The following is a 20,127-nucleotide window of genomic DNA, read 5'->3' on the forward strand; positions in this document are numbered from 1 at the left end:
GCCGCCTGCGACATAATGCGCTTACGGTCCGCGCGAACGTGGGACCCCTTTCTATGACAGACGCCTCCGCCGCCCCGAAGGGCCGGCTCGAACTGACGCTCCGCGCCCTGGTGCTGGGCTGCCTGCTGGCGGTGATCTTCACCGCCGCCAACACCTATCTGGGCCTGCTGGTCGGCCTGACCTTCGCCTCGGCCATTCCGGCGGCGGTGATCTCGATGGCGGTGCTGCGGGCCTTCCGCACCTCGACCATCTGGGAGAACATGACCGTCCAGACCGTGGCCTCGGTCGGCGGGGCCATGAGCTCGATCATCTTCGTCCTGCCCGGCCTGGTGATGATCGGCTGGTGGCTGGAGTTTCCGTTCTGGCAGTCGGTGGCCATCTGCATCCTGGGCGGCGTCCTGGGCGTGACCTTCTCGATCCCGCTGCGCCGGGCTTTGGTCGTCAACGGCGGCCTGCCCTATCCCGAAGGCGTCGCCGCCGCCGAGGTGCTGAAGGTCGGCTCGCGCGGGGCCGAACAGACCGAAAGCGCGGTGCGCGAGAACAAGTCCGGCCTGTGGGTCGTGGTCGCCGGGGCCGTCGTCTCGGCCGGTTACGCCCTGCTGGTCGCGGGGCGGGTGTTCGCCGGCGAAGCGGCCCGGTTCTTCAAACTGCCCGCGGCCCTGGGCGGCGGAGCGACGGGAATGGGCTTCGGCATGCAGTTCGCGCTTCTGGGCGCCGGGCATCTGATCGGCCTGACCGTGGGCCTGGCGCAGCTGTTCGGCCTGGTCCTGGCCTGGGCGGTCGCCGTGCCGATCCTGACCAGCCCCGACACCGTCGCCTGGCTGACGGCGCACGGCATTCCGTCGATCGCCTCGACCCTGCCCGCCGGCGCGCCGGCCGAGGAGCTGGCGAGCACCGTCTGGGCGCGCGAAGTGCGGTTCATGGGCGCGGGCGTCATCGGCGTCGCCGCCATCTGGACCCTGATCAAACTGGCCGGTCCGCTGATCGGCGGCCTGACCTCGGCGCTGGCCGCCAACGCCCGTCGTTCGCATGGCGAGGTGCTGGACCGCACCGAACAGGACCTGCCCATCAAGCTGGTCGGCGCTGTCTCGGTCGCCTGCCTGGTCGGCATCGCGGGCCTTCTGGCCTGGTTCGCCCAGAGCGCCCCGGCCCTGGCCGCCTCGACCCCGCTGCTGGTGATCGGCGGCCTGGTCTATGTGGTGCTGATCGGCTTCGCCGTGGCGGCCATCTGCGGCTACATGGCCGGCCTGATCGGCTCGTCCAACAGCCCGGTGTCGGGCGTCGGCATCCTGGCCATCGTCATCGCCTCGCTGCTGATGCTGGGCGTCATGGCCGTCGCGGGCGTGCCGGCCGATCCGTCGATCATCGCCTTCGCCCTGATCGTGACGGCGGTCGTCTTCGCCGTCGCCGTCATCGCCAACGACAACCTTCAGGACCTGAAGACCGGCCAGCTGGTCGAGGCGACGCCGTGGCGGCAGCAGGTGGCGCTGATCGTCGGCGTCGGCGCCGGCGCCCTGGTGATCCCCTTCATCCTGAACCTGCTGAACCAGGCGTTCGGCTTCGAGGGCGGCCCCCCGGCCATCGTCGAAGGCGCCAAGACCCTGGCGGCGCCGCAAGCCACCCTGATCTCGGCCCTGGCGCGCGGCGTCATCGGCGGCGACCTGCGCTGGGACCTGATCGGCCTGGGCGCGGCGATCGGCGCGGTGATCATCGTGCTGGACGCCGTGGTCTCCAAGGCCACGAACGGCAAGATCAAGCTGCCGCCCCTGGCCGTCGGGATCGGCTTCTATCTGCCGGCCGCCGTCACCACCATGCTGGTCATCGGCGCGGTCTGCGGCTGGATCTACGACAAGGCCGTCTCCAGCACCCGCTACGCCGATGTGGCGCGGCGGATGGGGGTGCTGCTGGCCTCGGGCCTGATCGTGGGCGAGAGCCTGTTCGGCGTCTTCACCGCCGGCGTCATCGTGGCCACCCGCGACGACGCGCCCTTCGCCATGCTGCCCGAGGGTTCGGCCTGGCCGGCCATGCTGGCGGGGATCGTCGGCTTCGCGGCGGCGGTCTATGGCCTCTACGCCTGGACGAAGAGCCGCGCGGCGAAGGTCTAGGGGGCGCAATCGCTTCTCCCTCCCCGTTCCGGGGAGGGGGCTGAGCCGAAGGCGAAGCCGGGTGGGGGCGGCAGGGCAATACGTCGCAAGTCTGTCGTGGGTCAGGCAGTTGCGACCTTGCCTGGCCGCCCCCACCCGGTCGCTGCGCGACCACCCTCCCCGAACGGGGAGGGAGAAGCCGTGGTCAGCTTCTGACGGCGACCATCATATAGTTGATGCCCGCGTCGTCCGACGGGCTCCAGCGGTCGTTCAGCGGGTCGTAGTTCAGGCCGTAGGGGCCTTCGACCGTCACAGGCTCGGCGGCCAGCATGTCGCGGATCTCGTCGGGCTTGAGGAACTGGCGCCAGTCGTGGGTGCCGGCGGGCACCCAGCGCAGGATGTATTCGGCCGCGACCTTGCCCAGGGCCAGGGACTTCAAGGTTCTGTTCAGGGTGGCGACCATCATGACCCCGCCCGGCCGAACCAGACGCGAACAGGCGCGCACGAAGGCTTCCGGGTCGGCGACGTGCTCGATCACCTCCATGGTCAGGACCACGTCGAACGGCCCCGCGCCCTCGGCCTCGATCTGCTCGACCGTGGCGGCGCGATAGGCGATGTCCAGACCGACCATGTCCGCATGGGCGCGGGCGGTGCCGATGTTCTCGGACGAAGCGTCGATGGCCGTGACGTCGAAGCCCATCCGCCGCATCGGCTCGGCGATCAGCCCGCCGCCGCAGCCGACGTCCAGCAGGGTCAGCCTTTCGAACGGGCGGATCGCGCCCGCATCGCGGCCCAGACGGGCGCACAGCTGGTCGCGGATCAGCTTCAGACGCGCCGGATTGAACCGATGCAGCGGCGCGAACGGCCCGCGGGCGTCCCACCATTCGGCCGCCTGGGCCGAGAAGCGGGCCACGTCCGCCGGATCGATCGACGGGCCGAAAGCGGCTTCGGACGAATTTTGCGAAAAACCCTGCCCGGAACGGGGTAGGCGAGGCGAGGCGGCGCCGTTAGAAGCGGTCATGACGCGAGGGATGAACCTTTGCGGCCTTTCACGCAAGCAGGGGGCGGAACGCCACGATGACGCGGCCTGATTCTTCACGATCTGCGACGACAAGGCTGGTGATGAAGTTCGGCGGCACCTCGATGGGCGACCTCGAACGCATCCGCCGCGCGGCGCGCATCGTCGCCGCAGAGACCGCGACCGGCAAGAAGGTCGCCGTGGTCGTCTCGGCCATGGCCGGCAAGACCAATGAACTGGTCGCCTGGACCGACGGCGCCGGTCCGGCCGCCGCCGGCCTGCCCCTGTCGGACGACGAATACGACGTGGTGGTCGCCTCGGGCGAGCAGGTGACGTCGGGCCTCCTGGCCATGACCCTGCGCAACATGGGGCTGGACGCTCGGTCGTGGATGGGTTGGCAGGTGCCGATCGTCACCGACGACGCCCATGGCCGCGCCCGCATCGTCGACATTCCCGCCGCGAAACTAGGCGCCGCCCTGGACGCCGGCCAGATCGCCGTCATTCCCGGCTTCCAGGGCGTGACCCCGGAGGGCAAGATAACCACCCTGGGCCGCGGCGGGTCCGACACCTCGGCGGTGGCGGTGGCGGCGGCGCTGGAATGCCCGTGCGACATCTATACCGACGTGGACGGCGTCTATACGACCGATCCCCGCATCGAGAGCCGGGCGCGCCGGCTGAACCGCATCTCCTTCGAGGAGATGCTGGAGATGGCGTCCCTGGGGGCCAAGGTGCTGCAAACGCGGTCGGTCGAACTGGCCATGGCCAAACAGGTGCCGGTGCGCGTGCTGTCCAGCTTTATCGAACCTGACGAAAACGGCGCCCTGCCCCACGAGGCCGGCACCCTGATCTGCGACGAGGAGGAGATCGTGGAAAAACGCATCGTGTCCGGCGTGACCATGAGCCGCGACGAGGCCCGGATCACCCTGCTGGGCCTGTCGGACCGGGTCGACGCCCCCGCCGACGTCTTCACCCGCTTGGCCGAGGCCAATGTGAACGTGGACATGATCGTCCAGAGCCAGGCCCGCACCGCGGGTACGGTCAACCTGACCTTCACCACAGGCCGCCGCGACGCCTTGCGCGCCGCCGACATCATGAAGGCCGCCCAGGCCGACCTGGCCTTCGAGGAGATCCGCGTCGACGAGGACGTGGCCAAGGTGTCGGTCGTGGGCGTGGGCATGAGAAGCCACGCCGGCGTCGCCCAGACCATGTTCAAGGCCCTGGCGGACAAGGGGGTCAAGTTCCAGGCCATCTCGACCTCCGAGATCAAGATCAGCGTCCTGATCGACGCCGCCTACGCCGAACTGGCCGTTCGCGCCCTGCATTCGGCCTATGGGCTGGACGCGCTATAGGTGATCTGAACAGGGCGCCTACATCACAGGAAAGGGCGCGGGAGGGATGATGCCGGCAGGCGGCGCGATGACCAGGGGACCCAGGATCCTCCTGCGCCAGATCCGCGAGGCTCTGGGCGGGGCCGGCGCGGGCGCCACGCCGGCGCAGGACCGGCTGAACATGGTCGTCCGCATCATCGCCCGGTCGATGGTCGCCGAGGTCTGCTCCATCTATCTGCGCCGCGCCTCGGGCGAGCTGGAGCTGTTCGCCACCGAGGGTCTGAACCCCGACGCCGTCCACAATACCCGTCTGCGCCCCGGCGAGGGTCTGGTGGGCGAGGTGGCGCGCATGGCCCAGCCGATCAGCCTGTCGGACGCGCCGTCGCATCCGGCCTTCTCCTATCGGCCCGAGACGGGGGAAGACCCCTATCACGCCTTCCTTGGGGCGCCGCTGCTGCGCGGCGGGCGGGCCATCGGCGTCCTGGTCGTGCAGAACCGCACCGAGCGGCGCTACGACGAGGAAGAGGTCGAGGACATCCAGACCATCGCCATGGTCCTGTCCGAGACGGTGGCGTCCGGCGAACTGCTGGCCCAGGACGAGCTGCGCGACGTCGAACTGGCGCCCCACCGGCCCGAGCGGCTGAAGGGTCAGAAATTCGCCGACGGCCTGGCCTTCGGCCGGGTCGTGCTGCACGAGGCGCCGCTGGCCCCCGAACGGCTGCTGTCCGACGATCCGGCCATGGAGGAGGCGCGGCTCAAGCTGGCCCTGGCCACGCTGAAGACCGGGCTGGACGTCATGCTGGACAAGGGCCAGGGCCTGGCCGGCCCCTCGTTCGAGGTGCTGGAGACCTATCGGATGTTCGCCGACGACCGGGGCTGGAACCGGTCGCTGGAAGAGGCGGTGCGCAATGGCCTGACCGCCGAGGCGGCCGTCGACCGGGTGCGCAACGAACACCGCGCCCGCTTCGCCCAGGCGCGCGATCCCTATATCCGCGAGCGGCTGCACGATTTCGAGGACCTGGCCAACCGGCTGCTGAGGGTGCTGGCGGGCGACAAGCCGGGCGAGCGTGAACTGCCCGACGACGCCATACTGGTGGCCCGCAACCTGGGGCCGGCCGATCTGCTGGAATATCCGCGCGACAAGCTGAAGGGGCTGTTGCTGGAGGAAGGTTCGGCCGCGAGCCACGCCGCCATCGTGGCGCGGGCGCTGCAGATTCCCTGCGTCGGGCGGCTGATGGGGCTGCGCGACCGCCTGTCCGAGGGCGACATCGTCATCGCCGACGGGGAGACGGGCGAGGCCTATCTGCGGCCCCGCCCCGACATGCTGGAAGCGGTGCAGTCGCGCATGGCCGTGCGCGACCAGCGCCGGGCCGAGTTCGCCCAGTTGCGCGACACCCCGGCCGTGACCCTGGACGGCCAGCGCATCAGCCTGTTGACCAACGCCGGCCTGGCGGTGGACCTGGAGAACCTGAAGGAGACGGGGGCCGAGGGGATCGGCCTGTTCCGCACCGAATTCCAGTTCATGGTATCGGACGAACTGCCCCGGCTGGACGCCCAGACGGCGCTTTACAAACTGGTGCTGGACGCGGCCGGCGACCGACCCGTCACCTTCCGCACCCTGGATATCGGCGGCGACAAGGTGCTGCCCTATCTGGAGGCCGAGCGGGAGGAAAATCCGGCGCTGGGCCGGCGCGCCATCCGCCTGGGCCTGGATCGGCCGTCGCTGTTGCGGATGCAGCTGCGCGCGCTGCTGGCGGCGGGGGCGGGACGAGAGCTGCGCGTCATGTTCCCGATGATCGCCACGGTGGACGAGTTCCGGGCCGCGCGCGAACTGGTCGACGTCGAATGCGCCTGGGCCCGGCGGCGCGGCCGGGCCCTGCCGGCCCTGTTGCGGGTCGGGGCCATGGTCGAATGCCCGTCGCTGCTGTGGCACCTGGACGCCCTGCTGCCGCTGACGGACTTCGTCTCCATCGGCACCAACGACCTGTTCCAGTACATGTACGCCGCCGACCGGACCAATCCGCTGGTATCGGACCGTTACGACCCCCTGTCGCCGCCGACGCTGCGCGCGCTGCAGACCATTCAGAAGGCCTGCGCCGACACCGGCACGCCGGTGTCGATCTGCGGCGAACTGGCCGGGCGGCCGCTGGAGGCCTTTGCGCTGATCACCCTGGGCTTCACCCGGCTGTCGGCTCCGGCGGGCGGCGTCGGTCCGGTCAAGCGGATGATCCTGTCGGCGGACCTGACGGCGGCGCGGCGCGGCATGACCAATCTGCTGAACCTGTCCACCGGCTCGGTCAGGAACGAGATCGAATCCCTGGCGCGCAAGCTGAACGTCTCGGTCTGAGCGCGAAGGCGCGGCGTCGGCGGCGTTGCTGGCGATGGCGCAATCGTCTATCCCGGCGGCTGTTGCACGGCCGTTTCGAAACGGTCCCTTCCCGGACAAGGGTCAGGCCTGATGGCGTCGAATGCGGGGATCGGCCCCGATGCGTTGAAGACCCCTGCGGAGGGGGCGGACCCGGCCGCCGCCTTCGCCGAGGCCGCCACATTCGGCGAGGGCCTGCGCCAGGCGCGCGAGCGGTCGGGCAAGTCGATGGCCGAGCTGGCCGCCGAGACCAAGGTGCATCGCCGTTTCCTGACCGCCCTGGAACAGGGGGACTGGTCGTCCCTGCCCTCGCGCGTCTTCGCCCTGGGCTATGTGCGGGCCTACGCCTCGGCCCTGGCGCTGGACGAGCAGCTGGCGGTCGAGCGGTTCAAGCAGGAAAGCCCCGACACATCGGTTCCCCTGAAGGCGCCGATCGGCGTGGCCTTCCAGGACGTGCGCCGCCACTCGCCCCGCATCGTCGCCGGGATCGCCGTCCTGATCGTGGCCGTGATCGGCTGGAACGTGTTCCAGCGGGTCAGCCTGCGCCAGGCCGCCCATCCCTCCGACATCGCCATGACGCCCCAGACCTGGGCCGGGGGGGACGCGCCCGACCCCCGGTTCACGCTCAGCGCCCCCATGGCCGCGCCGCCCGACCAGACCACGCCCGCCCCCTACATCACCCGCGGGCTGGAGGCGGAACTGACCGGCGTCGATCCGGCGGACCCCGCCGCCGTGGCCGCCGCCGCCCATCCCGAGCCGGTTCAGAAGGCCTTCAACCCGCGCGGCGCCGTCTATGGCGCGCCGGCCAACGCCTCGATGGTCGTGATCCAGGCCCGCACCGCCGGCGCCCTGGTCGTGCGCCTGGGCGATGGACAGGCGCTGTTCGCGCGCCAGATGGCGCCGGGCGAGGCCTGGCGGGCGCCGATCGGCGTCGCCGCCACCGTCGACGTGTCCGATCCGGCCGCCTTCGACGTCTATCTGAACGGGGAATACGGTGGGCCGCTGGCCGGGGTGCTGACGCCGCTGGCCCAGTTGAACAGCCGCGCCGACCAGGCCGCCAAACAGCTGGCCGCCGCCCAGGCGCGCGCCCAGGTCCAGGCCCAGGTCCAGGCCCAGATCCAGGCCCAGGCGGTCCGCGCCCAGGCCGCGACCGCGACGCCTCAGCCGGGGTCCGCGCCAGCCGCGACGCCGCGCGCGCCGAACTGATCGGTCGGCCGTGGTCCCGCCGTCATCATCGGCCTATATGATCCAGTCATGAGCGACCACACCCACGTCCGACCCTGGCGCCATATCGAGCGCCGCAAGAGCCGCCAGATCCGCGTCGGCTCGGTCCTGGTCGGCGGCGACGCCCCGATCAGCGTCCAGTCGATGACCAATACGCCGACGTCCGACGCGGCGGCGACGCTGAACCAGATCCGCCAGTTGGAGGAGGCCGGGGCCGACATCGTGCGCGTCTCCTGCCCCGACGTGGAATCGACGGCGGCGTTTCGCACCATCGCGCGCGAGGCCAGGGTCCCCTTGGTCGCCGACATCCATTTCCACTACAAGCGCGGCGTCGAGGCCGCCGAGGCCGGCGCCGCCTGCCTGCGCATCAATCCGGGCAATATCGGCAGCCCCGACCGGGTGCGCGAGGTGATCCAGGCCGCGCGCGACAACGGCTGCTCGATGCGGATCGGCGTCAACGCCGGCTCTTTGGAAAAGGAGCTGCTGGAGAAATACGGCGAGCCCTGCCCCGACGCCATGGTCGAGAGCGCGCTGAACCACGCCCGCATCCTCCAGGACAACGACTTTCACGAGTTCAAAATCTCGGTGAAGGCGTCAGACCCTTTCCTGACCGTCGCGGCCTATCAACAGCTGGCCGAGGCCATCGACTGCCCCCTGCACCTGGGCGTGACGGAGGCGGGCCCCTTGCGCACCGGCACCATCAAGTCGGCCATCGGCCTGGGGTCGATGCTGTGGGCCGGGATCGGCGACACCATCCGCGTCAGCCTGGCCGCCGATCCGGTCGAGGAGATCAAGGTCGGGTTCGACATCCTGAAATCGCTGGGCCTGCGCCACCGTGGCGTCAACATCATCGCCTGCCCGTCCTGCGCCCGCCAGGGCTTCAACGTCATCGAGACGGTGGCGGTGCTGGAGGAAAATCTGGCCCATATCTCGACCCCGATGAGCCTGTCGGTGATCGGCTGCGTCGTGAACGGACCCGGCGAGGCCCTCTATACCGACATCGGCTTCACCGGCGGCGGCAAGGGCGCGGGCATGATCTATCTGAACGGCAAGATCGCCCACAAACAGGCCAACGACGGCATGATCGACCACATCGTCGCCCTGGTCGAGGAAAAGGCCGCCGAACTGGACGCCGCGCGAGCGGCGGAGCTTCAGGCGGCGGAATAGGCCGCGATCCGCAGCGCCGGGTAGCACCCTTCACATTCCCCGCGCTAGAAACGGGCGATCGGCGTTGGCCGATTCTCTTAGTTTCCTTGGGGGAAAATCAATGAAAGCGAACATCTTCGCCGGCTTGGCCTTGGCCAGTCTGATGGGCGTTGGCGCCTGCGCCACGTCGGAAGACATCGTTCCGGTGCCCTATGCCGTCAGCACGGCCGCCGCCACGCCTGGCGCTCAAAACATCCACGTCACCGTGGCGTCCAGCGATGCCCGCACTGAAAACCGCGCGCGCATCGGCGTCCAGATCAACGGCTACGGCATGGAGATGGCCGCGATCCGGTCTCAGGTCGAAGTGACGGATATCGTGCGCGACGCCATCGCCGCCGAATTGCGTCAGCGCGGCTATCAGGTAGGCGACACAGGCGCGCGAGTGAATGCCGAGGTTACGACCTTCTACAACGACTTTTCCGTCGGGATGCTGGCGGGCAAGTCCAAGGCCGACGTCGGCCTGACCGTCACCGTGACCAATGCGTCTGGCGCGGAAGTCTATCGCCGGGCGATCGCCGGGCAGGCCGAGCGGACCGTGCAACTGGCCAACGGCGGAAACGCCGCCACGACCCTGTCGCAGGCCTTGAGCCTCGCCCTCAAGGAACTGATGGCCGATCCGGCCTTCGTCGCGGCCCTGGCCCGCTGAGATGGAAAGGCGGGGGCGCGCCCGGCGCGCCCCCGCCGACGATCAGACGCCGAACGCCCGCTTGCAGATTTCTTTGCCGAAGGCCTCGGTCATCTGTTCTTCGGCCTGGCTCATGCCGGCGGCCGCGATCAGCCCGCCGCCGCCGACCGAGCGCGTGATATCGAAGTCGGCCACCTTTCGTCCCGTCGCGGGGTCGATCAGAACGGCTTGGCCCTTGATCACGTTGGAATCGCCGACCAGGAACGTCATGGCCGGGTTGGCCTTCTTGAACTCCGTCACTCGAACCTCCAGCCGCAGAGGCGTCGCGCCCGTGGCGCAACGATCGGTTTCCTGACGGACCTGAGTGGCGAAGACCTGTTCGAAATCCGCCGACACGTTTTCAGGGCGGCCGGTGAGGACGATTTGTCCCACCGACATCGCCGCAGCCTGTTCACGCGGTATGGCGAGGATGGTGTCTCCGCTGCCGGACGACACGCAACCGCTGACGCAGAGCGCAGCGAAAGCCGCGCCAACATATTGAATCTTCATGATAAGCCCCATGCGCGAAAATTGCGCAAGGCGAACATATCCTGAAATGCGCCGCTTGCAACCGAGCGTGAGCGTCAGATCACCTTGAACAGGCGCAGGGCCTGGTAGCCGGCGGAGATCAGGACCACGACTCCAACCCCGTAGGTCAGGGCGCGGCGGGGCGCGATGCGGGCGACGATTCCGGCCAGGGGGGCGGCGATCAGGCCGCCGACGATCAGGCCCAGCACCGCCATGGCATGGGTGGAGATGCCCTCGGCCTGTTCCCAGTGGCCGGTCAGCAGCGCGGCCAGGAAGGTGGCGGAAATCGCCGAGGTGACGAAGAACTCGGCCGTGTTGGTGGTGCCGATCGAGGCGCGCGGGTCCTGGCCCGTGCCGACCAGGGTGGTGGTGACGCTCGGCCCCCAGCCGCCGCCGCCGATGGCGTCGAAGAAGCCCCCGATCAGGCCCAGCGGCCCGGCGAACCTGGGCGGGAATATCCGCTCGCGCGTCTGGCGGGTGGCGCGCCAGACGATGACCAGGCCCATGACGGCCAGATACGCGGTGATCCACGGTCTCAGCACGTCGCCGTCGATGCTGGTCAGCACGAAGGCCCCCAGCCCGCCGCCGATCACGCCGCCCAGGGCCAGCGGCGTGAACAGCTTCCAGTTCACGTTCTTGTTGACGGTATGCGAACCGGCGGAGGCGGCGGTGGTGAAGACCTCGGCGGCGTGAACGCTGGCCGAGGCGGTCGCGGGCGGCACGCCGAACGACAGCAGGACGGTGGAGGAGATCACCCCATAGGCCATGCCCAGCGCGCCATCGACGATCTGCGCCAGGAATCCGACGGCGAGGAAGAGAAGGAAATCTTGCATTGCGGCCCCTGAGACGCGCGGACGGTGCGGTTTATTTCCCTAGCGGGTCAATAGGAGAAGTTTTGGCGGCGGCTTGCAGAAGCGTTCGCGCCTCGAACACCGAGGCCAGGGCGTCGCGTCCGTCGCGCAGGACCGGCTGAAGCGGGCAGGTTTCGACGTCCGGGCAGGTCTCGCACGGGCCGTAGGCGGTGCGCGAGGCGCAAGGCGTCAAGGCCAGGGGCCCTTCCAGGGCGCGGATCACATCGGCGAAGCTGATGGCGTCGGCCGGGATCGCCAGCGCATAGCCGCCCGATCGACCGCGCCTGGACATCAGAAGCCGCTGACGCCGCAAGTCCAGCAGAATGGCCTCCAGGAACTTGCGCGGGGCCGCGGCAGCCTCGGCGATCTCGGCGATGGTCGCGGGGCCGCCGCCGGGCAGCCCGGCCAGATGGACCATGGCGCGCAGGGCGTAGCGGGACCGATTGGACAGCATGGCCTGTGATCGCGCGCCGCCGCCCCGGGCGCAAGACGCCATCGCCCGGCCGATCCATCCGTCAGGCCGCCTGGCCGATCCGGGCCACGGCCTCCAGGATCTGGGCGCCGTTGTAGGGCTTCAGCACCAGGGCCTCGGCCATGTCGGCGTGCCGGGCGGCGGCGGCCACGTCGCCGGAGACGAAGACGACCGGCACGTCCCAGCGCGCCGTCAGCATCCGGGCCAGCTCCACCCCGGTCATTTCGCCCGACAGATTGATGTCCAGCAGGGCGGCGTCGATGGAATGCAACGCCGCGGCGGCCTCGGCGGCGGCCGCGTTGTGGAAGGGGCCGACGACGCTGTGACCGGCCTCGGACAACAGTTCGGTCAGGGAGGCGGCGGCGTCCGCATCGTCCTCGACCACCAGCAGGGTCAGGGGGCGCGCGTCGGCGTGCGGCGCGGCGTGCGGGTCGACCGCCGGCTGCTGGCGCGTGACGACCGCGCGCAAGTCCTTCCACACCTCTGCGGCGGGCCGATCGGTGTCCAGATCGTAGATGGCGGCCATGGCGTTCAACTCCCTGGCGTCTTCCGGCGACAGGGCGCCGCCGGTCTCGGCAAGGCGGCTGTCATAGAGGCGGCACAGACGTTCGACGCTGTCCGAGACCAGGTCCGCGGACGCGGCCCGGCCCTGAGGTGCGGTTTCCGAAACGGCGGGTCGATCGAACAAGGCATGCTCCTCACGCTGGTCAGACAGCCAGCTAAACGGTCGGGCCGCCGTTCGTAACCATGACTGACGCCATCGTTATCGGGGATCACAAAGGCGGCGCCGGCCTTGATCGCCCATTGGCAGGTGAAACGCCTGCGCCGCCGCGCCTTCCGGCGCGTGCGGCATCGACAGGCGCCGCCCGCAGGGAGTAGAGACCAGCCCCTCCACCAGAGGGACTAGAACTTGCGACTGCCCCAGGCCCGTCTCGACCAGGTGCTCGACCGTTTCCACGAGGTGGAGGCGCGAATGGGTTCGGCCGCCGACGGGGCCGAGATCGTCCGCCTGTCCAAGGAACACGCCGAGCTGAAGCCGGTGGCCGACGCCGTCCAGGGTCTGGCGCGCGCCCGCGCCGAGATGGACGATCTGAAGGCCATGACGGCCGATCCCGAAATTGCGGCGATGGCCGAGGACGAACTGGCCGCCCTGACCGAGCGGCTGCCCGAACTGGAGCGCGAGGTCGCCCTTCTGCTGGCGCCGCGCGACGCCGACGAGAACGCCTCGGCCGTGCTGGAGGTGCGGGCCGGCACGGGCGGCGACGAGGCCGCCCTGTTCGCCGGCGACCTGTTTCGGATGTATTCGCGCTACGCCGCCGCGCGCGGCTGGCGGATCGAGCTGGATTCGGCGACCGAGGGCGACGCCGGAGGCTATAAGGAGATCATCGCCACCGTCACCGGCGAGGGGGTGTTCGGCCGGCTGAAGTTCGAAAGCGGCGTGCACCGGGTCCAGCGGGTGCCGACCACCGAGGCGGGCGGGCGCATCCACACCTCGGCCGCCACTGTCGCCGTCCTGCCCGAGGTCGAGGACGTCGAGATCGAGATCCAGGACAAGGACATCCGCATCGACACCTTCCGCGCCTCCGGCTCGGGCGGCCAGCACGTGAACAAGACCGATTCGGCCGTGCGGATCACCCACCTGCCGACCGGGATCGTGGCCACCAGCTCCGAGAAGTCCCAACACGTGAACCGCGAAAAGGCGATGAAGAACCTGCGGGTGCGCCTCTATGACATGCAGCGGCAGGCCAAGGATCTGGCCCGGGCGGATTCGCGCAAGTCCCAGGTCGGGTCGGGCGACCGTTCGGAACGGATCAGGACCTACAACTTCCCGCAAGGGCGGGTGACGGACCACCGGATCGGCCTGACCCTGCACAGCCTGCCGCAAATCCTGGAAGGCGATATCGACCCGCTGCTGGACGCCCTGATCGCCGAGGACCAGGCGGCGCGACTGGCCGACCTGGAAGCCGAGTTCGGCTGAACCGTCAGCCCAGCACGCCCATCAGCGGCATCGTCAGGACCAGGGCGGTGGCGGCGGTATAGGCCGCGAAAGCATGGACCGCGCGTCGCCGACCGGCTGCAGCCGGGTCGTTCGGATAGGCGCGATTGGCCCAGAGCAGATAGGCCGCCTGGATCGTCCAGCCCGCCAGGAAGGCGACGACGGCCCAGGCGCTGAGCGCGGCCAGGGCCAGCCCCGAGGCCAGGACCAGCAGCCCGCCCAGGGCGATCACCCCGTCCGCCAGATGGTCGTCGAACGATGTCGACACCAGCCCCGACAAGGCCTGCTGGAGCCGCCAGTTGAGCCACGCCTGATACAGAAGCATCAGTCCGCCCAAGACGTAAAACACCCCGATCGCGCGCGCCGCCCACTCCATGGCGAGAATAAGGCCATGAAATCGGGCGGCCTGAAATGCGTTAAATCAAACGGCCGCGACGATGCTGGCGGACCGACGCCGCAAAGACACAACCGTTGGTATTTCAGCGCGCCCGCTCGGCTTCCCAGGCCAGGACGCGCTGGACGGCAGGACGCTGCCACATTCGCTGGAAGTGGGCGGCGACCCGGGGGAAGCGGGCGATGTCGACCCCGTCGCCGTCCAGCCAGCCCGAGAAGACGAACAGATAGGGGTCGGCGACCGAATAGGCGTCGCCCATGACCCAGTCGCCCGTCAGGCCCGCCTCGATCAGTTCGAAACCGGCGCCCATGTTCTGGGCCACCTTGGCGGCCATGCTGGCCTGAGCGGCGGGATCGTCGCTCCAGCGGGCGGCGCGGCGACCGTGGGCGTGGGCGACGTGGATGGTCGAAGCCAGATAGAGGTTGAAGGCCTGCATCCGGGCGAAGTCGAACGGATCGGCGGGCGCCAAGGCGGCCTCCGGCGCCAGGGCCGCGACATAGGCCAGGATGGCCGGGCCCTCGGTCAGGACGCCGCGGTCGGAGACGAGCGCGGGCACCCGCCCCTTGGGATTGACGGCCAGGAAATCGGGCCTGGTCTGGTCGGCCTTGGCGAAATCGACGAAGCGCGGCCGATAATCCAGCGCCGCCTCTTCCAGCGCGATATGGCTGGCGCGACTGCACGAGCCGGGCGAGGTGTAGAGGGTCAGCATCGGCGAGGCCTTTCGGTCGAAACGAAAAGGGGCGACCGAACCGGCCGCCCCTTCGTGACTTACAGGTCCAGAAGCGCCCGCTGCGGGTCTTCCAGCAGTTCCTTGACCCGGACCAGGAAGGTCACGGCCTCCTTGCCGTCCACGATCCGGTGGTCGTAGCTGAGGGCCAGATACATCATCGGCCGGATCTTGACCTCGCCGTTGATGGCCATCGGGCGCTGGACGATGTTGTGCATCCCCAGGATACCCGACTGCGGGGCGTTGAGGATCGGCGTCGACATCAGCGAGCCATAGGTGCCGCCGTTGGTGATGGTGAAGGTGCCGCCTTGCATCTGATCCATGGTCAGGGCGCCGTCTCGGGCGGCCTTGCCCAGGGCGCCGATGCCCTTTTCGATGCCGGCGAGCGACAGGGTGTCGGCGTCGCGCAGGACCGGAACCACCAGACCCTTGTCGGTGCCGACGGCCACGCCGATGTCGTAGTGGTTCTTGTAGATGATGTCCGTGCCGTCGATCTCGGCGTTGACGGCCGGGATTTCGTGCAGGGCCGCGACCACCGCCTTGGTGAAGAAGGACATGAAGCCCAGCTTCACGCCGTGGCGCTTTTCGAACACCTCCTTGTACTGGGCGCGCAGGGCCATGACGTTGGTCATGTCCACCTCGTTGAAGGTGGTCAGCTGGGCGGCCGTGTTCTGGGATTCCTTCAGGCGACGGGCGATGGTCTGACGCAGGCGCGTCATCTTGACCCGCTCCTCCCTAGGCTGGTCGGCGCGAGGCGCGGCCGGGGCGGCCGGGGCGGCCGGGGCGGCGGCAGGAGCCTGGCCGATGGCGGCGAGGGCGTCGCCCTTGGTGATGTTGCCCTTGGGCCCTGTCGCGTTGATGGCCTTGGGGTCCAGGTTGTTTTCGGCGACCACCCGCTGGACGGCGGGCGACAGGGCGTCGTTCCGGCCGACCTGGGCCGAGCCGGTGTTGGCGGGCGCGGCGGCGGCCTGAGACGCCGCCGGGGCGGCCGGGGCGGCGGAGGCGGCGCCCGAGCCCGAAACCGAACCGATCTTCTGACCCGGCGTGACGGTCGCGCCTTCGTCGGCGGCGATGGTCAGGACGCCGTCGGCGGGCGACGAGACTTCGACGGCGACCTTGTCGGTCTCGATCTCGACCAGCAGCTCGTCCTTCTTGACCGCATCGCCGTTTTTCTTGAGCCACTTGCCCATCGACCCCTCGGCGACGCTTTCGCCCATGACCGGCACGGTGATGTCGATGGCGGCGGCTTCCGCGGGCTTGGCCGAGGCGGCCGGGGCCGGCTTGGCCTCGCCCTTGGCGGCCTTGGCGGGGTCGGCGGCCGGAGCGGCGGCGGCGCCGCCGCCCTCGGTCACGGAACCCAGGACCGTGCCCGGAACGACCGTGTCGCCCTCGGCGGCGTTGATGGCGCCCAGGACGCCGTCGGCCGGGGCCACGACCTCAAGCGAGACCTTGTCGGTTTCCAGCTCGACCAGCAGTTCGTCCTTCTTGACCGCGTCGCCGACCTTCTTGGTCCATTTGGCGATGGTGGCTTCGGTGACGGATTCACCGAGGGCGGGGGTCAGGATGTCGGCCATGTCAGGTCCAGCTCGTCTCTAGATCGGGTCTTCTACAGGTGTATCAGGCGAAGGCTTCGGTGGTGAAGGCTTCCAGTTCCTTCAGGTGGCGGCTCATCAGACCGGCCGCGGTGGAGGCGGAGCCGGGCCGTCCGACGTAGCGGGCGCGCTTGGCCTTGACGTCCAGCTTGTCCAGCGTCAGCTCCAGCCACGGATCGACGAAGGTCCAGCCGCCCATGTTCTTCGGCTCTTCCTGGCACCACACCAGTTCGGCGTTGGGGAAGCGGGCCAGCTCCTTGCGCAGCGACTGGATCGGCCACGGATAGAACTGCTCCAGGCGCAGGATGTAGACGTCGTCCACGGCCTGACCGTCCTTGGCCTTCTTCTCGCGCGCGTCGAGCAGGTCGTAATAGACCTTGCCCGAGCACAGGATGACGCGGCGGATGTCCTTGTCGGCCTTGATCGTGACGCCGGCGATCTCGGGCCGCGTCTGGGCGTCGTCGTGCAGGACGCGGTGGAAGGCCGAGCCCTCCGCCAGGTCCGCCATGGACGAGACCGCCTTCTTGTGACGCAGCAGCGACTTCGGCGTCATCAGGATCAGCGGCTTGCGGAACGGCCGGTGCATCTGGCGGCGCAGGATGTGGAAATAGTTGGCCGGGGTGGTGCAGTTGGCGACCTGCATATTGTCTTCGGCGCACTGTTGCAGGAACCGCTCCAGGCGGGCCGAGGAGTGTTCCGGCCCCTGCCCCTCGTAGCCGTGCGGCAGCAGCATGGTCAGGCCGCTCATCCGCAGCCACTTGCGTTCGCCCGAAGAGATGAACTGGTCGATCACCACCTGGGCGCCATTCACGAAGTCGCCGAACTGGGCCTCCCACATGACCAGCGTATTGGGGTCGGCCAGCGAATAGCCGTATTCGAAGCCCAGCACCGCCTCTTCCGACAGGGCCGAGTCGATGACCTCGAAATTGGCCTGGCCTTCGCGCAGGTTGTTCAGCGGGACGTAGCGCTCTTCGGTGGTCTGGTCGATGATGCCCGAGTGGCGCTGCGAGAAGGTGCCGCGCACCGAATCCTGGCCCGACAGACGGATCGGGAAGCCCTCGTCGAGCAGGGAGGCGAAGGCCAGGCTCTCGGCCGTGGCCCAGTCCAGGCCCTGGCCCGAGACGACCGCCTCGCGGCGGGCCTCGATCACCCGCTTCAACGTCTTGTGCATGTCGACGCTGTTGGGAATGGTGGTCAGGCGGTGGCCCAGGTCGGTCAGCTTTGCCAGCGGAACGGCGGTGTCGCCGCGCAGCTCGTCCTTGGGCGCCTGGAAGCCCTGCCATTGACCGTCCAGCCAGTCGGCCTTTTCGGCGGACCAGGTCTTGCCGGCCTCGAACTGCTCGTCGAGGAATTTCTCGAACCGCTCGACCTCGGCGTCGACCTCGGCTTGGGTGATCACGCCTTCGGCCACCAGACGCCGCGCATACAGCTCGCGCGTCGAGGGCTGGGCGCGGATCTTCGAATACATCAGCGGCTGGGTGAAGGTGGGGTCGTCGCCTTCGTTGTGACCGAAGCGGCGGTAGCAGAACATGTCCACCACAACGTCCTTGTGGAACTTCTGCCGGTATTCGGTGGCGACCTTGGCGGCGAAGACGACCGCTTCGGGGTCGTCGCCGTTGACGTGGAAGATCGGCGCCTGGACCATCAGCGCCACATCCGACGGATAGGGCGACGAGCGCGAGTTGCGCGGGCTGGTGGTGAAGCCGATCTGATTGTTGATGACGAAGTGCAGGGTGCCGCCGGTGCGGTAGCCCTTCAGCCCCATCAGGGCGAAGCATTCCGCGACCACGCCCTGACCGGCGAAGGCGGCGTCGCCGTGGATCAGCAGCGGCACGACCTTGGAGCGGTCCAGCGCCCACTGGCCCTCGGGCACGCCCTCGTTGGCCTCGCGGATGTCGAACGCCTGTTTGGCGCGCGCCTTGCCCAGAACGACCGGGTTGACGATTTCCAGGTGGGACGGGTTGGCGGTCAGCGACAGGTGGACGTGGTTGCCGTCGAACTCGCGGTTCGACGAGGCGCCCATGTGGTATTTGACGTCGCCCGAGCCCTCGATGTCGCTCGGCACGGCCGAGCCGCCCTGGAACTCGTGGAAGATGACCTTGTAGGGCTTGCCCATCACGGCGGCGAGCACGTTCAGGCGGCCGCGGTGGGCCATGCCCAGCACGACCTCGTCCACGCCCAGCGAACCGCCGCGCTTGATGACCTGCTCCAGCGCCGGGACCATGGCCTCGCCGCCGTCCAGGCCGAACCGCTTGGTGCCGGGGAAGCGTTTGTGCAGGAAGCGTTCGAAACCCTCGGCCTCGACCAGCTTGGACAGGATAGCCAGCTTGCCTTCCTTGGAGAAGGCGTTCTGCTCGAACTTGTCGGCGCCCTCGAACCGCTGCTGCAGCCAGGATTTCTCCTCCGGCTCGGCGATATGCATGAACTGGATGCCGACCGTGCCGCAATAGGTGCGCTTCAGGATGTCCAGGACTTCGCGGATCGTGCCGGTCTGCAGGCCCAGCACGCCGTCCAGGAAGATCGGACGGTCCAGGTCGGCGCCGGTGAAGCCGTAGAATTCCGGCGTCAACTCGGGGTTCTCGACCGGCTGTTCGATGCCCAGCGGGTCCAGCTTGGCCTGCAGGTGGCCGCGCACCCGATAGCTGCGGATCAGCATCAGGGCGCGGATGGAATCGTGGGCGGCGGCGCGAATCTCGTCCCCAGAGGCGGGGGCCGAAACCTCGGCGGGCGCGGCGGCCTTGGCGGGGGCCGCAGACGCGCCCGGCTTCTTGGGATCGGGCTTCGGAGCCGGCCAACGGCCGTCGAAGACGGCGGTCGCCTCGCTGGGCTCGGCGGCGACATCACGGCCCCAGGCGCCGGCCTCGGCCGAGGCCTTCACGCTGGCGGCGTTGTCGCGAAGCTGGTCGAAGAAGGCCTTCCACTCCGCCGAGACCGAGCCGGGATCGTTGGCCCATTTCTCGTGAAGCTCCTCGATATAGGCCGCGTTGGACCCGTAGAGGAAGGAGGTCTCGGCAAAGACCTGATTCAGCCGACCCGCATCGTCCGCCATCGTTCTCGCAATCCTTTGGCCGCCCTTGGACACATCTCCGTGAGGGGTGCGCCCGTCATATAGGCGCGCTTTCCTTATGGGTCATGACCGAAACAGGGCAATTCGAAGAGAAAATGGTCGAACGCGACCAAAAATTGCGTCCGCCCCCTCGGCGGCGTCGGCGCTGCGACGGAACGCCACAGGAAATCCTGCCGTTAGCTTCTGTGGTCTCTAGGGTGAAAAGGGAACGTGTGATGCGCAAGTACGGCTACGCCTGGGTCACCCTGGGTTTCTTCCTGTTCTCGCTCGTTCTTCACTGGGTCTTCGGCTGGTTCGCCTATGTGGACGAGGCCCGCCAGCACGCCCAGGCGCCCGAGACGATGGGCTATGTCATCGAGATGGGCCGGGACACGTTCGAGAACTGGCAGTCGGAATTTCTTCAACTGCTCTGGCAGGTCGCCGGCCTGGCCTATCTGCTCTATGTCGGCTCTCCCTCGTCCAAGGAAGGCGACGACCGCGCCGAGGCCAAGCTGGACGCGCTGCTTCAGCTGGTGGGGCGTGAACGGGGCGAGGAACTGATCCGCCAGATCGACGAAAGGCATGACCGGCGAACCGGCCATGCCTCCATCCGCACATGATCGACGCTTGCG

Annotated in this window: 17 protein-coding genes; 8 read left to right on the forward strand and 9 right to left on the reverse strand. The window is 68.9% G+C overall.

Translation table 11 applies throughout. From position 1 onward, the window contains the following. Window positions 1–53: 53 nt before the first annotated feature. Window positions 54–2,105 (forward strand): OPT family oligopeptide transporter, encoded by a 2,052-nt coding sequence (locus AC0L6G_RS10865; protein WP_473252185.1) that lies wholly within the window; start codon window positions 54–56, stop codon window positions 2,103–2,105. 184 nt (window positions 2,106–2,289) lie between these two features. Here AC0L6G_RS10865 and ubiG read toward each other — a convergent pair whose 3' ends face one another. Beyond that, entirely contained in the window at window positions 2,290–3,105 is an 816-nt protein-coding gene (gene ubiG / locus AC0L6G_RS10870) for a bifunctional 2-polyprenyl-6-hydroxyphenol methylase/3-demethylubiquinol 3-O-methyltransferase UbiG (RefSeq protein ID WP_473252186.1), read from the reverse strand. Window positions 3,106–3,161: 56 nt separating this feature from the next. Here ubiG and AC0L6G_RS10875 point away from each other — a divergent pair, with 56 nt between their 5' ends. From AC0L6G_RS10875 to AC0L6G_RS10895, 5 genes are all read left to right on the forward strand, one after another. Beyond that, window positions 3,162–4,451, forward strand: a complete 1,290-nt coding sequence (locus AC0L6G_RS10875; RefSeq protein ID WP_473252189.1) for an aspartate kinase — start codon at window positions 3,162–3,164, stop codon at window positions 4,449–4,451. 67 nt (window positions 4,452–4,518) lie between these two features. After that, window positions 4,519–6,777, forward strand: coding sequence for a phosphoenolpyruvate--protein phosphotransferase (gene ptsP, locus AC0L6G_RS10880; RefSeq protein ID WP_473252191.1), 2,259 nt, complete (start codon window positions 4,519–4,521; stop codon window positions 6,775–6,777). A 111-nt stretch (window positions 6,778–6,888) separates the two neighbouring features. Next, entirely contained in the window at window positions 6,889–8,001 is a 1,113-nt protein-coding gene (locus tag AC0L6G_RS10885) for a helix-turn-helix domain-containing protein (protein ID WP_293828366.1), read from the forward strand. A 48-nt stretch (window positions 8,002–8,049) separates the two neighbouring features. Next, window positions 8,050–9,186, forward strand: coding sequence for a flavodoxin-dependent (E)-4-hydroxy-3-methylbut-2-enyl-diphosphate synthase (gene ispG / locus AC0L6G_RS10890; protein WP_473252193.1), 1,137 nt, complete (start codon window positions 8,050–8,052; stop codon window positions 9,184–9,186). Window positions 9,187–9,286: 100 nt separating this feature from the next. Further along, the gene (locus tag AC0L6G_RS10895; RefSeq protein WP_293828369.1) at window positions 9,287–9,871 is read left to right on the forward strand and encodes a YajG family lipoprotein; all 585 of its coding nucleotides are present in this window, start codon (window positions 9,287–9,289) and stop codon (window positions 9,869–9,871) included. 42 nt (window positions 9,872–9,913) lie between these two features. Here the strand turns inward: AC0L6G_RS10895 and AC0L6G_RS10900 are convergent, their stop codons facing one another. The 4 genes from AC0L6G_RS10900 to AC0L6G_RS10915 form a co-directional block, all read right to left on the reverse strand. After that, window positions 9,914–10,399, reverse strand: a complete 486-nt coding sequence (locus AC0L6G_RS10900) for a hypothetical protein (RefSeq protein WP_293828371.1) — start codon at window positions 10,397–10,399, stop codon at window positions 9,914–9,916. 74 nt (window positions 10,400–10,473) lie between these two features. Beyond that, window positions 10,474–11,250 (reverse strand): sulfite exporter TauE/SafE family protein, encoded by a 777-nt coding sequence (locus AC0L6G_RS10905; protein WP_293828373.1) that lies wholly within the window; start codon window positions 11,248–11,250, stop codon window positions 10,474–10,476. A 31-nt stretch (window positions 11,251–11,281) separates the two neighbouring features. Next, entirely contained in the window at window positions 11,282–11,722 is a 441-nt protein-coding gene (locus AC0L6G_RS10910) for an RrF2 family transcriptional regulator (protein ID WP_291539520.1), read from the reverse strand. A 61-nt stretch (window positions 11,723–11,783) separates the two neighbouring features. Continuing rightward, the gene (locus AC0L6G_RS10915) at window positions 11,784–12,428 is read right to left on the reverse strand and encodes a response regulator (protein WP_293828375.1); all 645 of its coding nucleotides are present in this window, start codon (window positions 12,426–12,428) and stop codon (window positions 11,784–11,786) included. A gap of 222 nt (window positions 12,429–12,650) precedes the next feature. Here AC0L6G_RS10915 and prfA point away from each other — a divergent pair, with 222 nt between their 5' ends. Next, window positions 12,651–13,718, forward strand: coding sequence for a peptide chain release factor 1 (gene prfA / locus AC0L6G_RS10920; RefSeq protein WP_293828377.1), 1,068 nt, complete (start codon window positions 12,651–12,653; stop codon window positions 13,716–13,718). 4 nt (window positions 13,719–13,722) lie between these two features. On the opposite strand, the gene AC0L6G_RS10925 is transcribed toward prfA, so the two are convergent. The 4 genes from AC0L6G_RS10925 to AC0L6G_RS10940 form a co-directional block, all read right to left on the reverse strand. Further along, complete coding sequence (locus tag AC0L6G_RS10925) at window positions 13,723–14,061, reverse strand: hypothetical protein (protein ID WP_291539511.1); 339 nt, start codon at window positions 14,059–14,061, stop codon at window positions 13,723–13,725. Between the two features lie 154 nt (window positions 14,062–14,215). Then, entirely contained in the window at window positions 14,216–14,839 is a 624-nt protein-coding gene (locus AC0L6G_RS10930) for a glutathione S-transferase family protein (protein WP_473252194.1), read from the reverse strand. A gap of 59 nt (window positions 14,840–14,898) precedes the next feature. Further along, complete coding sequence (odhB, locus tag AC0L6G_RS10935) at window positions 14,899–16,431, reverse strand: 2-oxoglutarate dehydrogenase complex dihydrolipoyllysine-residue succinyltransferase (protein WP_473252195.1); 1,533 nt, start codon at window positions 16,429–16,431, stop codon at window positions 14,899–14,901. A 43-nt stretch (window positions 16,432–16,474) separates the two neighbouring features. Next, window positions 16,475–19,498 carry a 2-oxoglutarate dehydrogenase E1 component gene (locus tag AC0L6G_RS10940; RefSeq protein WP_293825620.1) on the reverse strand — a complete coding sequence of 1,008 codons (3,024 nt, stop codon included), beginning with the start codon at window positions 19,496–19,498 and terminating at the stop codon, window positions 16,475–16,477. Window positions 19,499–19,731: 233 nt separating this feature from the next. On the opposite strand from AC0L6G_RS10940, the gene AC0L6G_RS10945 reads away from it, so the two are divergent. Beyond that, window positions 19,732–20,115, forward strand: coding sequence for a DUF6766 family protein (locus AC0L6G_RS10945; protein ID WP_293825619.1), 384 nt, complete (start codon window positions 19,732–19,734; stop codon window positions 20,113–20,115). Window positions 20,116–20,127 lie beyond the last annotated feature (12 nt).

This window comes from Brevundimonas sp. D3-1P (genome assembly GCF_055809335.1).

What these genes read in the sequence shown, in the direction of transcription:
- AC0L6G_RS10905 (WP_293828373.1), bottom strand. Translation starts at nt 11,250, where the DNA reads ATGCAAGATTTCCTTCTCTTCCTCGCCGTCGGATTCCTGGCGCAGATC.
- odhB (WP_473252195.1), bottom strand. Translation starts at nt 16,431, where the DNA reads ATGGCCGACATCCTGACCCCCGCCCTCGGTGAATCCGTCACCGAAGCC.
- AC0L6G_RS10925 (WP_291539511.1), bottom strand. Translation starts at nt 14,061, where the DNA reads ATGCTTCTGTATCAGGCGTGGCTCAACTGGCGGCTCCAGCAGGCCTTG.
- AC0L6G_RS10910 (WP_291539520.1), bottom strand. Translation starts at nt 11,722, where the DNA reads ATGCTGTCCAATCGGTCCCGCTACGCCCTGCGCGCCATGGTCCATCTG.
- AC0L6G_RS10930 (WP_473252194.1), bottom strand. Translation starts at nt 14,839, where the DNA reads ATGCTGACCCTCTACACCTCGCCCGGCTCGTGCAGTCGCGCCAGCCAT.
- AC0L6G_RS10885 (WP_293828366.1), top strand. Translation starts at nt 6,889, where the DNA reads ATGGCGTCGAATGCGGGGATCGGCCCCGATGCGTTGAAGACCCCTGCG.
- ispG (WP_473252193.1), top strand. Translation starts at nt 8,050, where the DNA reads ATGAGCGACCACACCCACGTCCGACCCTGGCGCCATATCGAGCGCCGC.
- AC0L6G_RS10895 (WP_293828369.1), top strand. Translation starts at nt 9,287, where the DNA reads ATGAAAGCGAACATCTTCGCCGGCTTGGCCTTGGCCAGTCTGATGGGC.
- AC0L6G_RS10940 (WP_293825620.1), bottom strand. Translation starts at nt 19,498, where the DNA reads ATGGCGGACGATGCGGGTCGGCTGAATCAGGTCTTTGCCGAGACCTCC.
- ubiG (WP_473252186.1), bottom strand. Translation starts at nt 3,105, where the DNA reads ATGACCGCTTCTAACGGCGCCGCCTCGCCTCGCCTACCCCGTTCCGGG.
- AC0L6G_RS10945 (WP_293825619.1), top strand. Translation starts at nt 19,732, where the DNA reads ATGCGCAAGTACGGCTACGCCTGGGTCACCCTGGGTTTCTTCCTGTTC.
- AC0L6G_RS10875 (WP_473252189.1), top strand. Translation starts at nt 3,162, where the DNA reads ATGACGCGGCCTGATTCTTCACGATCTGCGACGACAAGGCTGGTGATG.
- AC0L6G_RS10900 (WP_293828371.1), bottom strand. Translation starts at nt 10,399, where the DNA reads ATGAAGATTCAATATGTTGGCGCGGCTTTCGCTGCGCTCTGCGTCAGC.
- AC0L6G_RS10865 (WP_473252185.1), top strand. Translation starts at nt 54, where the DNA reads ATGACAGACGCCTCCGCCGCCCCGAAGGGCCGGCTCGAACTGACGCTC.
- ptsP (WP_473252191.1), top strand. Translation starts at nt 4,519, where the DNA reads ATGACCAGGGGACCCAGGATCCTCCTGCGCCAGATCCGCGAGGCTCTG.